The organism is Ruegeria sp. P8 (assembly GCF_056534665.1).
This window is the reverse complement of the sequence record NZ_JBQERC010000005.1, coordinates 62,912-75,088: the sequence shown is the minus strand read 5'-3', so window position 1 is coordinate 75,088 and position 12,177 is coordinate 62,912. Positions and strand designations below refer to the sequence as shown.

Below are 12,177 nucleotides of genomic sequence, written 5' to 3'. Positions count from 1 at the left end.
CCCAAGCGCATTTCATTCAGGAGACATAATATGTCGACCGTAGCCGTCACCGACGAAACCTTTGACGCCGAAGTCAAGAACTCGGACGTTCCAGTTGTAGTGGATTTCTGGGCCGAATGGTGCGGACCCTGTAAGCAGATTGGTCCGGCACTGGAAGAGCTGGCCGCTGAATATGGCGGCAAGGTCAAGATCGCCAAGGTGGACGTGGACAACAACCCGAACTCTGCCGCCGCCATGGGCGTGCGCGGCATCCCGGCGCTGTTCATCTTCAAGGACGGTCAGGTTGTATCGAATCGCGCAGGCGCTGCCCCCAAAGCCGCGCTGCAAAGCTGGATCGACGAATCCATCTGATCTGGCGATAACAGATTGTTCGAAAGGCGTCTCAGATCGGGGCGCCTTTTTTGTTGAAGCAGCGGGGAAGCCAATGGCAAAAACGCGCGTTCTTGTAGAGTTCGGGATGGGCACATCCCTGCGCCGGATGGACTATACCGAGGCGTCGCTGCGGGCGATCAGAGACGCGCTGTGGCACAACTCGGTCAATATGGCCGAGCTGTTTGGTTTCCCGAAAGAGGTGATGATCATCGATGCCGAGATCGGCGTGCAGCAGCCGGATCAAGTGGATACAGACGCCCTCAAAGCCGTTTTCCCTTATGGCCAGCCCAACATTACTGTCACAAAGGGTGGGCTGGACATCGAAAAACCGCATGGCGACGGCCACACGGTCATCGCCAACGCCGCACTGATCGTTTCTTTCGACATGGACCCTGCGCAATGAGTGAAAAGCGGATCATCCTGGAAATGGGCACCGGCAATGACCTTTATGGTCAGGATTATACCAAAGCAGCCCGCCGCGCGGTTCAGGACGCGCTGCATCATTCATCCATCACGCTGTTTTCAAAACTGGGGATCGATCACAACGAAATGCGCGTGCGCGTGACAATCGGCGTTCAGAATCCGGAACAGGTGAATTGCGAGTTGGTTGCTGTCGACTTGCCACGGGGCCGGGCCGAGGTTCGCGCGGTTAAAGGTGGTATGGATATCGCCGATGAAGAAGCTGGCACTCTGCACGTCATTGCAACTGCCGCGGTCGAGGCCTTTTTACCCGATCTTGCCGGGAAATACGCCCAGGGCTGAGCAACGAAAAAGCCGCTCGGAAATCCGGGCGGCTGGTTCGGTTTGACGATCTGTCGGTTGGATCAGATTTTAGCGATATCCGCGCGGCTCAGACCGATATCGTCCAGCTGCGTGTCGCTGAGTTCCGACAGAAGGTTCCGTGTTTTACGGGCTTCATTCCATGCGACAACATTGTCGAATGCATTGATGAAAACGTCCGCCACGTGCAGGATGGTAGCTGCTCCGAGCGGCGCATGAATATTAGCTGTAGTTGCCATGTGCGCAGTCCTTATTGAAGAAACAGCCGACCCGTCGTCGGTTGTGAGCCTCATCTAGTACCGCTTGGCCGGACTCACAATTGCTGGTCCGGTAACCCCGAATTGCATTTTTTGCATATCTTTTGGGCAGTTTGGCAATGGGTTGCGCCAACAACCGGTCCGGCCCATATATACCGCCAGCAAAAGCGGAGACGATCATGGCAGATAACGACTTTCCCGGTTGGCACGGCACAACGATCATTGGCGTCAAGAAGGACGGTCATGTCGTCATTGCCGGCGACGGTCAGGTGAGTCTGGGTCAAACCGTGATCAAGGGCACTGCGCGCAAGGTGCGCCGCCTGTCTCCCGGAGGGTTCGAGGTCGTGGCAGGTTTTGCCGGATCGACAGCGGATGCCTTCACATTGCTGGAACGGCTCGAAGCCAAGCTTGAGGCTACGCCCGGTCAACTGGCCCGCGCCTCGGTTGAACTCGCCAAGGACTGGCGCACCGACAAGTATCTGCAAAAGCTTGAGGCGATGCTGATCGTGACAGACGGCAGAGATCTTCTTGTCATCACCGGGGCAGGGGACGTTCTGGAACCCGAACACAATGTGGCTGCCATCGGGTCGGGAGGCAATTTCGCTCTGGCCGCCGCGCGTGCCATGATGGACAGCGACAAATCCGCAGAAGACATCGCCCGGCAATCCATGGCCATCGCAGCAGATATCTGCGTCTACACCAATGGCAACCTGACGGTTGAGACGATCTCAGGCTAAAAGCGCCTTGATCTCTTTGCCTTTCCATCGACGGTGCATGCCGACCAGCCCCAGGACCGCCGCTACGATCACGATGTAATAGGGCACGCGGATATCGATGCTCATCAACCCGCCACCGATCAATGACATGATCCCCCCCGCAAGACAGAACACGGCGGTGGCCACGCCCATGGCCCAGCCCTGATCCGCCTCGCTCACGCTTGAGGAGAACAGGCCCAACAGCGTTGGATAGGCGATGCCGAACAGGAAATAGAAGAAAAACACGGGGACATAGCTGAATACACCGCTTGGGCTGAAGGCAAAGGCAAACCCGCAAATGACCATCACCACAAGCGACGTGTAAATGATCGCGTGTTTGCTGAACCTTTCCTGGGCAGGCTTCACCAGGAACGTACTGGAAAAGGCCAACGCCACACCGATGACAACCATCGCCACGCTGCCCCCGATGACCCCATACCCGAATGCGCTGGTCAGGAAATTGTCGACAAACACGTAGAATGTGACATTGGCGATCATGAAAAACGAATAAACCGGCAGGATTTTCAGAACCAGCGGGTGTTCGCCAACTGCGATCAGGCTGTCGGTAATATCGCGGGGACGAAACACAAAGGGCTCGCGCCTGGTTCGGGTGTCCTTGAAAAACAGAAGCACCAGAAATATCGCCACCAGAACCAACACGAACGCGCCATAGAACGGGGTTTTCAGCGTGGCAAAGCCGCCAAACAGCGCCGAATCCGACAAAACTGCGCCGATGATCGGCCCGCCGACAAGGCCAAAGCTGACACCTGTCACGATGTAGCCCATGTTTCGGTCCCGGTCAGACGCGTCAGTGCTGCCATCGATCATCGCTGCCTGCGCGATGGGCTGATTGCCCGCAGTGAACCCGGTAATCGAACGGCCGACGATCAGCAGAAGCAGGTTATTGAGATAAAGCGCCACAATGGTCAGCGCATATCCGGCCAACGCCCCCCCAAGGCAGACCAGCAACGCATTCTTTCGCCCGATCGAGTCAGACACTTTCGAGACATAAACAACACCCAGAAACCACGACAGGAAAAAGCATCCGATCACCAGACCGTAGTAAAAATGCCTACGGCCCACTGGCGTGCTTTCCGGCAGAAAACCCGAGCTCGTTTCCATGATCAGCGAATTGATGATGGGAAAGACCAGACCTTGCCCAATCAGATCCACAAACACCACAAACAACAGGGTAATCTTGGCAATCTTCGTCATTCTGTATGCTCCTGACGCTCGTAACCCTGACGCAACCGTAACAGAGGGTTCGTGTTTTCCCCAAGCAAAGGATTTGCAAACCGCATGAGGCATTGTTAACCAACGCGGCCAAGACCCGCGGTTTGCTTGTTTTCGTCAAAGCCATGATTACCTAGACCGCATCACGCAAATACGACCGAGAGGATTGCCCTTTGACCGACCTGACCCCGCGCGAGATTGTTTCGGAACTGGATCGATTCATTATCGGGCAAAAGGATGCCAAGCGCGCTGTGGCCGTTGCCCTGCGCAACCGCTGGCGCCGCAAGCAGTTGCCGGACGATATTCGCGAAGAGGTGTATCCAAAGAATATCCTGATGATCGGCCCCACCGGTGTCGGCAAGACCGAGATCAGCCGCCGTCTGGCCAAGCTGGCGCGCGCACCCTTTATCAAGGTCGAAGCCACGAAGTTCACCGAGGTTGGCTATGTCGGCCGCGACGTGGAACAAATCATCCGCGATCTGGCCGATGCCGCCATTCTGCAAACACGGGAATTCATGCGCGAAGACGTCAAGGCCAAAGCCTATCAGGCCGCCGAAGACCGCGTGATTGACGCCATCGCTGGTACGGATGCCCGTGAAGGCACACGAGAGATGTTCCGCAAAAAGCTCAAGGCGGGTGAACTGGATGAAACGGTCATCGAACTGGACGTCGCGGACAGTTCAAACCCAATGCCGATGTTCGATATCCCAGGACAGCCTGGCAGTCAGATGGGGATGATGAATCTGGGCGATATCTTTGGCAAGGCGTTTGCCGGGCGCACTGTCAGGAAACGTCTGACTGTCGCCGAAAGCTATGACGTACTGATCGGAGAAGAGGCAGACAAGCTGCTGGACGATGAGACGGTCACCCGCACCGCATTGGAATCGGTGGAACAGAATGGCATCGTTTTTCTGGACGAGATTGACAAGGTCTGTGCCCGCACAGAAGCGCGTGGCGGTGATGTAAGTCGCGAAGGGGTGCAGCGCGACCTGCTGCCCCTGATCGAAGGTACAACCGTCTCGACAAAGCATGGTCCGGTGAAAACCGACCACATCCTGTTCATCGCATCCGGTGCGTTCCATATCGCCAAACCGTCAGACCTTTTGCCCGAGCTGCAAGGCCGCCTGCCCATCCGGGTAGAGCTGCGTGCGCTGACCGAGGAAGACTTCGTGCGCATCCTGACTGAAACCGACAACGCACTAACCCGGCAGTATACAGCCCTCATGGCCACTGAAGAGGTCACGGTTGGGTTTACCGAAGATGGTATTGCCGCCTTGGCACGGATCGCAGCCGAGGTGAACCAGAGCATTGAAAACATTGGTGCGCGGCGGCTTTACACTGTCATGGAGCGGGTCTTTGAAGAGCTGTCATTCACTGCACCAGACAGGGCCGGAACAGAAATAACTGTCGACGCACAATTCGTGGACGACAATCTGGGTGAATTGACCAAATCAGCAGATTTGAGCCGTTACGTTTTGTAGCAGCTCGGGTCCGATACTGCCGCTTTTCCCTTTTGCCAACTGGAAGCGTGGCGGTTTGTCTGAGGCACGCCACGTTGGAGGCACGTGGCGATCGAACCTCAACTGGGAAATTGAGGCCGAAATGCCTGGACAATGCGGTCTCAGGGGGCAGGTGTTTAGCGTTTTTTCGCCAAAACGTACCCAGTGGTAGTGGAACAACCTTGAAATTGCGCCCTTAAGTTGACACTAGGCACTTGCATTTATTGGCAAAGGTTATCTGATCGTGTCCATCACTCCTGTTCTTCTTTGCGGTGGTTCTGGCACCCGTCTTTGGCCGCTGTCCCGGAAATCCTATCCCAAGCAGTTTACAGCGATCACCGGGGACGAGGCCCTGTTTCAATCCTCGGCCCGGCGCGTATCAGGGTCGGACTATGATGCACCAGTAGTGGTGACCGGATCTGATTTCCGGTTTATCGTGACTGAACAATTGCAGGCGGCTGGCATTGATCCAGGCACGATTCTGATTGAACCTGAGGGGCGCAACACCGCGCCGGCGGTTCTGGCGGCAGCCCTCCATGTGGCAAAGTCCGACCCCGAAGCCCTATTGCTGGTTCAGCCCTCCGACCATGTTGTACCTGATGCTGACGCCTTTCGTGCAGCCGTGGCTGCAGGTGTTCCAGCAGCCCAAGCCGGGCAGTTGGTGACCTTTGGGATAACACCGGATCGGCCCGAGACCGGCTATGGCTATCTTAAACTGGCTGGAGCACCGGAGGGCACCGCTCCTGTCAAACTCGACAGCTTTGTCGAGAAACCAGATGTTGAAACCGCCTCTGCGATGCTGGCCGACGGCAAGCATCTGTGGAATGGTGGCATTTTCCTTTTCAGGGCGTGTGACGTCATCGCCGCTTTTGAAACCCACGCCCCGACACTGATGGCTCCGGTCCGGGCCGCTTGCGAAGCTGCCAAAACGGATTTGGGTTTTCTACGGCTGGACCCAGAGGCCTGGAAGCAGGCCGAAGATATCTCGATCGACTATGCGGTGATGGAAAAGGCCGACAACCTGAGCGTTGTTCCATTTTCTGCTGGCTGGTCTGACCTGGGTGACTGGGGTTCGGTTTGGCGTGAGGCAGGACCGGATGACAACGGAGTTGTGGCCACAGGTAATGCGACCTCAATAGACTGTAATGACACGCTTTTGCGTTCTGAGGCGGGTAATTTGGAAGTGGTCGGCATCGGCCTGAAGGACATAATCGCTGTGGCTACATCCGACGCGGTTTTGGTGGCGGACAAATCCCGTGCGCAAGACGTGAAGAAGGCTGTCGAGGCGCTCAAAGTCAAGGGCGCAAGCCAGGCCACCATTTTTCCCAAGGATTTCCGCCCGTGGGGTTGGTTTGAAAGCCTGGTGGTTGGCGGACGTTTTCAGGTCAAGCGTATTCATGTACACCCCGGCGCAGCACTATCGCTACAAAGCCATCACCACCGGTCCGAACACTGGATTGTTGTTGAGGGAACCGCGAAGGTGACCGTCGATGACGACGTCAAGCTGGTCACTGAAAACCAGTCCGTATACATTCCGCTTGGCGCTGTGCATCGCATGGAAAACCCAGGCAAGGTTCCAATGGTGCTGATCGAAGTGCAGACCGGAAGCTATCTGGGCGAAGATGACATCATCCGCTATGAGGACGTCTATTCCAGGGTCTAGGACACGGTTGGATAACCGCTTTAGACTGACCGGGTGGCCGAAGGAAAACGGAAATGGAAAACGATCTCAATGCAGCCAAGAAGCGGCAGGTTGTCTATGACCTGACCGAGGTGCTTTTAGCCTCGACCGGTAAGCTGCGTTATTACGGGATCGCCAGGGTCGTTGCCGAGATTGGCGCTGAGCTCAGAAAACAGGACGCGTCCGTCAGATTCGCCGTTTTCTCGCAGGGTCATAATGAACTTCTAGAAGTATTCCCAACCATACGAGCAGATGGTGGCGTTGACCTGAACGTTCCAATCGGTATCCGGCAATTGCGCGTTCGCAGTCACCACTACACCAAGTCAATTATGAGGGATCTGGTGCTGGCGGCCGTCAGACCGCTGGTCGGGCGCAGAAACCGCAAAGCCTGGGAGGCGATAGCCCCAGACATGACGCCCATCGACATGTCTGGAAAGACGTTGGTGAGTTGTGGGCGGCCCAAGTTGATCGTTGAAATCCTGTGCACTCTGGATCGTAAAGGGGTGTCTTGCGATATCATTCCATTGCTGCATGACATGATCCCCATGCACGATTTTGAACACCAGCTGGCAAGTTTCCCGCGCAACTTCATAGGGGATAACCAACTGCTGGTTTCCCGCGCCAAGGCGCTGTTAACAAACTCCGAATTTACGCGACAGGAAGTTCTGGACTTCTCCGAAAAAGGTGTTCTGCCGGAAGCGCCAGAGGTCTACGCAGTCCCCTTGGTTCATGAATGCCCCGAGGGAACCGAGCAATCCGAGCAAGATATTCCGGATAATCCATATATCATGACAGTTGGATCGATGCTGGGCCGCAAGAACCTGGATGTCGTATTCGAAGCATTGCGCATTCTGAAGCGTGACGGGAAAGACGTACCCACTTTGGTTCTGGCAGGGGCGTTGCGTCACAAAACAAGCACCTATCTGCAATCAGACGAATGCACAACGATCCGTGAGCACGTGGTCTTCCGCGAGAACCCCAATCAGACAGACCTTGTAAACCTGTACAAGAATGCTTTGGCACTTGTCATGCCTAGCCGAATGGAGGGCTGGGGTTTACCCGCCGGTGAAGCCTTGTGGTTCGGTACACCAGCGCTTTGCTCTACTGCGGCGGTTCTGAAAGAAGTGTGCGGAGATCTTGGTGTCTATTTCGATCCAGATCGGCCTGATCAACTTGCAAACCATATCACAAGGCTGCTGACAGATCCGGAGTTCGCTCAGAACCTTCGCGCACGCATTGCTGCGCATAAACCGCAGCTTCGCACTTGGTCGAACGTTGCAGCGGACGTGCGAGCGGTATTGCAAAGACTGGACTAACGGGACCGTTACCCATCCCGGCAATAGAGCCCATAAACTTTGAAAGGACTGTCATGCCTGGCAATTCCCCTCTAAAATGTCACGTGGTTTTGGTCCAATCGACCTCGGCGCTGCGCGCAGGTCTCAGCATTACTCGGCATTCTGTCAGGCAGACGCCACACTCGCCGTCAAGAGTCAGCCCTTCTGTTGTGTGAACCTCAATTTTCCAGAAAAGCGCGATTACTTGCTCATGAAGTCGAGTTAGTCGCAAAAGCCCTTAAAATCAGTACACTTCGGTATTACTGCGAAACAATCCAAGAAGATGAGACCACTTCATCTGGCAGACTGCATGGAGAGTAAGCTATGAACGCCCCTACGTTTAACCAAGATGGCAAAAAAGTATTCTTCGATATCTCAGGACTAATCGACTATATCAAAAAAGTTGATCGCTACTCGGGCATTCAGCGTGTTGTTGTTGAGTTGATCTCAGAGTTTTCTAAACTAAGCGATCCAAAGCTTGTTTACCTTTGTTGGTGCGATGCAAACTCCGGTGTTCAGCGCTGTTTGCTTCTGGAGGAAATGGGTCGAGAAACCCTTACGTCGCCAGCTAAGCTGCGGCAGATTTTCTATCCTTGGAAATCCGCGCGCTCAAATCTTCCAATGTTGGACGGGTACCGGAACCGCCCTGCAAAGTATTTCTTCCACCGCACCAAATTGGATGTGATGAGCTTTCTCAGAAGAGAGTCCGTATTTCGAAAAAAGGACATGTCATCAGAGATGTGGCGCGCGGCCCGGCGGAAGAAAGCACCAATCGAAACCTCGGGGTCTCGCCGAACCGAGCAACCTTTGTTCGATGTGGCAATAGAAGGTGACCATCTTGTGCTTCTGGACAGCAGTTGGCTGGCGCGCCACACTCAGGCGTTCAAAAAGGCGAAAGCGAGTGGGATGGAAGTACATTCGCTGGTGTACGATCTGATCCCTATCGTGGCACCACAGTTTACAGCTGGAAGCATGCCTTATGTATTTTATGACTGGCTTTTAGACAGTCGGGAGTACACAAGCCGCTACATGACAATCTCTGAGGCGACCCGGCAGGATCTTTTACGCTTTTTTCAAGCACACGATATCCAGAGAAATGCGACCGCTGTTCCCTTGGCGCAGGCGGGGTTGTCCAAGATTGGGCTCGAAGACGAGAATGCCCAGAAACAAGGGCCCGTGTCTTCGCGGATTTCGTTCGACGCTTTCCCCCATCTTGAAGACGCCAGCCAGCTAAGTGTCCACCTGCGGAAAATTATTGGTGAGCCTTATGCGCTTTGTGTTGGTACGGTCGAACCACGCAAGAATATCTGGCGCACCGCGATGGCGTGGAAGTACCTTGTTGATCAGGGCCATGTTGATCTGCCTAAGCTTGTGTTTGCCGGCCGCAAAGGCTGGCTTACGGACGAGTTCGATAACCTATTGGAGGGGACAGGCGATATATACGGCTATGTAAGCATGGTTGACGGACCAACAGATGAGGAGCTTGGCGTCCTTTACAAGAACTGCCAGTTCGTGCTGATGCCGAGTGTTTACGAGGGATGGGGCCTGCCCGTGGGCGAGGCGTTGGCCTACGGAAAAACGGCCGTAGTCGCCCAGAATAGCTCGCTCGTCGAAGTAGGAATGGATCTTGTTGAATATTGTGATGCAATGAGCGTCCAAAGCATCGGCGAGGCCGTCTTAAGGCTCAATAACGCTGCCCACCGTTCAGAGCTGGAAGAAAAAATCAAAACTGCGCCACTGCGCAGTTGGTCAGATGTGGCTCGTGATATGGGGCGGGCTATGTACGCACCTAACTAAACCGATGCATATTGATGTGTGTTAAGGCTTAGCGCAGGCCCAGTCTTTCGTCAAAATATCCGCGCTTATGGTCCAGTGCTTGGGTTCTCAGGTTTCAACTCTAATGCGGAACTTTGAATTGACCTGTTTAAGCAAACTAATACTAAAGCGGTCTTGCACGCACGACTAAGTAGACAAAAAAGCATTGCTCATGTCGGCGAGGATATTCTGACAGGCAAGAGACAAAACGGAAAGGGATTTAGAGTGACAAAAACTGCAATCGTCACAGGTATCACAGGACAGGATGGTGCCTATCTCGCTCAGCTGTTGCTGAATAAGGGTTATAACGTCGTGGGGACCTTCCGCCGGGTTGTTTCCACGAATTTCTGGCGCATTGAAGAGCTTGGTATTCGTAACCATCCCAATCTGGATCTGTCGGAACTCGACCTGACTGACATGGGGACAATGATCCGGCTTATTCAGAAGGTGGAACCGGATGAGATCTATAACTTGGCGGCTCAAAGCTTTGTGGGCGTCTCGTTTGAACAACCGCACACAACCGCGCAGATCACCGGCGTTGGCGCACTTTATTTGCTGGAAGCTATCAGAATAGTGAACCCCAAAATCCGGTTCTACCAGGCTTCCACTTCCGAAATGTTCGGCAAGGTTCAGGAAGTGCCGCAGCGCGAGACGACTCCGTTCTGGCCGCGCAGCCCCTACGGTGTTGCCAAACTATACGCGCATTGGATGACCATCAATTATCGAGAAAGCTACGATATATTCGGCAGCTCAGGTATTCTGTTCAACCACGAAAGCCCTTTGCGGGGGTTGGAGTTCGTAACACGCAAAATCACTGACGCGGTTGCCAAAATCAAACTGGGTCAACTTGATTGCCTTGAGCTGGGCAATCTTGACGCAAAGCGCGATTGGGGGTTTGCCCGGGATTACGTGGATGGCATGTGGCGTATGCTGCAAGCTGATGAACCCGATACATTTGTACTGGCGACCGGTCGCACCGAGACAGTGCGGGATTTTGTCTCCATGGCTTTCAAGAGCGCGGGTATCGAGCTGCGTTTTGAAGGTGAAGGTGAGAAAGAAGTGGCGGTGGACGCCGAAGGCAGCCGTGTTTTTGTGAGGATTAGCCCCAAATTCTATCGCCCTGCTGAAGTGGATTTGCTGATTGGCGACGCGAGCAAGGCAAAACAAGAGCTTGGTTGGGAGGCGACAACATCTTTGGAGGAACTCTGCCAGATGATGGTTGAGGCGGATCTTGCACGTAACGAAAAGGGTGTGTCCTTTTGATGCCGGCACCCCGAGTTCTGATTACCGGACGCTATGGCTTTACCGGACACTATGCCGCAATAGAGCTTGCAGAAGCAGGGTGGGACGTTTGGGGCACCGGAACAAATCCGGCCCCCAAGCCTGATTCCCAATATCTGGAAGCAGATTTGACAGATTCATCGGGTCTAGAGCAGGTCATTACCCATGTCGCTCCGGACGCGGTGCTGCATTTGGCAGGGGTCGCATTTGTGGCACACGGAACCGCCGAGAGCTTTTATCAGGTCAATCTAATGGGGACGCGGTGCTTACTAGAAGCGCTTGCCAACACCGGACATGGCCGCAAAGCCGTCGTTCTGGCCAGTAGCGCGAATATCTATGGTAACGCCGCCGTGCCATCCATAGGGGAATCTACCCCCCCGGCACCTGTTAACGATTACGCGGTTTCAAAACTTGCAATGGAGCACATGGCCCGGCTGTATAACGACCGTCTTCCTGTCGTTATTGCCCGACCATTCAATTATACCGGTCTTGGCCAGGACCCCAAGTTTCTTGTTCCCAAGATCGTTTCTCATTTCCGGCGTAAGCAGCCACAGATAGAATTGGGAAACCTGGATGTCGCGCGGGACTTTTCCGATGTACGCGATGTTGCGCGAGTATACAGGTTGCTTCTGGAAAACGCGCCCGAAGGTGAAACCGTGAATATCTGCTCCGGTAAAGCAACCGCGCTGGCAGAGATTCTGGACATGTGCCGAACCATAACCGGCCATGAGATCGAGGTGGTGTCTAATCCTGCCTTTATGCGTGCACAAGAAATCAAGGTTCTGATGGGCGATCCCACACTTCTGGAAAACCTGATCCCGATCGGCATCCGTCACACTCTGGAAGAGACGCTGAAATGGATGCTGAAGGAGTGACCTGAAGCATCTCGATTGCCGCCGCCAGAGGTTCTTGGCAGAACAATCGGCCGTAGCATCCGGATACCATCGCCAACGGGATCGTATATGAACTGCAGGAAAAGGTGCTTGGATCTCTGATTCACATCACCGTTTATGGCCGTCTATTTTCTGATCCAGAACGGCTTGGGGTCAGAGTGATATCAGATTAAGGGTGTTTTGATCCTTCGCCGATCACACCTAAGCTGGCAGATCCTCTGACCTAATACGTAACGCGAAGGAACGCGTGATTTCCGAGCCAGAAACGGGATGACCT

Annotated in this window: 12 protein-coding genes; 10 read left to right on the top strand and 2 right to left on the bottom strand. The window is 54.4% G+C overall.

From position 1 onward, the window contains the following. The first annotated feature begins 30 nt into the window (after positions 1 to 30). From trxA to ACR0BZ_RS09150, 3 genes are all read left to right on the top strand, one after another. On the top strand, positions 31 to 351 hold the full coding sequence (gene trxA / locus ACR0BZ_RS09160) for a thioredoxin (RefSeq protein ID WP_209505247.1): 321 nt from the start codon (positions 31 to 33) through the stop codon (positions 349 to 351). A gap of 73 nt (positions 352 to 424) precedes the next feature. Continuing rightward, positions 425 to 775: a Lin0512 family protein gene (locus ACR0BZ_RS09155; RefSeq protein ID WP_480506841.1), complete on the top strand. Its 351-nt coding sequence runs from the start codon at positions 425 to 427 to the stop codon at positions 773 to 775. Continuing rightward, on the top strand, positions 772 to 1,134 hold the full coding sequence (locus tag ACR0BZ_RS09150) for a Lin0512 family protein (RefSeq protein WP_480482586.1): 363 nt from the start codon (positions 772 to 774) through the stop codon (positions 1,132 to 1,134). The genes ACR0BZ_RS09155 and ACR0BZ_RS09150 overlap by 4 nt, the downstream gene beginning before the upstream one ends. Positions 1,135 to 1,196: 62 nt before the next feature. On the opposite strand, the gene ACR0BZ_RS09145 is transcribed toward ACR0BZ_RS09150, so the two are convergent. Then, positions 1,197 to 1,391: a DUF1127 domain-containing protein gene (locus ACR0BZ_RS09145; RefSeq protein WP_209505251.1), complete on the bottom strand. Its 195-nt coding sequence runs from the start codon at positions 1,389 to 1,391 to the stop codon at positions 1,197 to 1,199. Between the two features lie 197 nt (positions 1,392 to 1,588). On the opposite strand from ACR0BZ_RS09145, the gene hslV reads away from it, so the two are divergent. After that, positions 1,589 to 2,146, top strand: a complete 558-nt coding sequence (gene hslV, locus ACR0BZ_RS09140; protein ID WP_480474424.1) for an ATP-dependent protease subunit HslV — start codon at positions 1,589 to 1,591, stop codon at positions 2,144 to 2,146. Here the strand turns inward: hslV and ACR0BZ_RS09135 are convergent. After that, positions 2,138 to 3,379, bottom strand: coding sequence for an MFS transporter (locus tag ACR0BZ_RS09135; protein ID WP_480920058.1), 1,242 nt, complete (start codon positions 3,377 to 3,379; stop codon positions 2,138 to 2,140). The genes hslV and ACR0BZ_RS09135 overlap by 9 nt on opposite strands. A gap of 191 nt (positions 3,380 to 3,570) precedes the next feature. On the opposite strand from ACR0BZ_RS09135, the gene hslU reads away from it, so the two are divergent. The 6 genes from hslU (at position 3,571) to ACR0BZ_RS09105 (ending at position 11,882) form a co-directional block, all read left to right on the top strand. Beyond that, positions 3,571 to 4,878: an ATP-dependent protease ATPase subunit HslU gene (gene hslU, locus ACR0BZ_RS09130; protein WP_480559150.1), complete on the top strand. Its 1,308-nt coding sequence runs from the start codon at positions 3,571 to 3,573 to the stop codon at positions 4,876 to 4,878. Between the two features lie 262 nt (positions 4,879 to 5,140). Then, the gene (locus ACR0BZ_RS09125) at positions 5,141 to 6,559 is read left to right on the top strand and encodes a mannose-1-phosphate guanylyltransferase/mannose-6-phosphate isomerase (RefSeq protein ID WP_480920057.1); all 1,419 of its coding nucleotides are present in this window, start codon (positions 5,141 to 5,143) and stop codon (positions 6,557 to 6,559) included. A 53-nt stretch (positions 6,560 to 6,612) separates the two neighbouring features. After that, a complete protein-coding gene (locus ACR0BZ_RS09120; protein ID WP_480624777.1) occupies positions 6,613 to 7,893 on the top strand; it encodes a glycosyltransferase family 4 protein in 1,281 nt (426 codons plus the stop codon). A gap of 342 nt (positions 7,894 to 8,235) precedes the next feature. Further along, entirely contained in the window at positions 8,236 to 9,708 is a 1,473-nt protein-coding gene (locus tag ACR0BZ_RS09115) for a glycosyltransferase family 4 protein (protein WP_480920056.1), read from the top strand. Between the two features lie 243 nt (positions 9,709 to 9,951). Beyond that, positions 9,952 to 10,989, top strand: coding sequence for a GDP-mannose 4,6-dehydratase (gene gmd, locus ACR0BZ_RS09110; protein ID WP_480920055.1), 1,038 nt, complete (start codon positions 9,952 to 9,954; stop codon positions 10,987 to 10,989). After that, positions 10,989 to 11,882: an NAD-dependent epimerase/dehydratase family protein gene (locus ACR0BZ_RS09105; RefSeq protein WP_480482568.1), complete on the top strand. Its 894-nt coding sequence runs from the start codon at positions 10,989 to 10,991 to the stop codon at positions 11,880 to 11,882. Before gmd ends, ACR0BZ_RS09105 begins: the two co-directional genes overlap by 1 nt. Positions 11,883 to 12,177: the final 295 nt, after the last annotated feature.

Coding starts and splice junctions, on each gene's coding strand:
- ACR0BZ_RS09150 (WP_480482586.1), top strand. CDS start 772: ATGAGTGAAAAGCGGATCATCCTGGAAATGGGCACCGGCAATGACCTT.
- hslV (WP_480474424.1), top strand. CDS start 1,589: ATGGCAGATAACGACTTTCCCGGTTGGCACGGCACAACGATCATTGGC.
- ACR0BZ_RS09115 (WP_480920056.1), top strand. CDS start 8,236: ATGAACGCCCCTACGTTTAACCAAGATGGCAAAAAAGTATTCTTCGAT.
- ACR0BZ_RS09145 (WP_209505251.1), bottom strand. CDS start 1,391: ATGGCAACTACAGCTAATATTCATGCGCCGCTCGGAGCAGCTACCATC.
- ACR0BZ_RS09155 (WP_480506841.1), top strand. CDS start 425: ATGGCAAAAACGCGCGTTCTTGTAGAGTTCGGGATGGGCACATCCCTG.
- trxA (WP_209505247.1), top strand. CDS start 31: ATGTCGACCGTAGCCGTCACCGACGAAACCTTTGACGCCGAAGTCAAG.
- ACR0BZ_RS09120 (WP_480624777.1), top strand. CDS start 6,613: ATGGAAAACGATCTCAATGCAGCCAAGAAGCGGCAGGTTGTCTATGAC.
- ACR0BZ_RS09135 (WP_480920058.1), bottom strand. CDS start 3,379: ATGACGAAGATTGCCAAGATTACCCTGTTGTTTGTGGTGTTTGTGGAT.
- ACR0BZ_RS09105 (WP_480482568.1), top strand. CDS start 10,989: ATGCCGGCACCCCGAGTTCTGATTACCGGACGCTATGGCTTTACCGGA.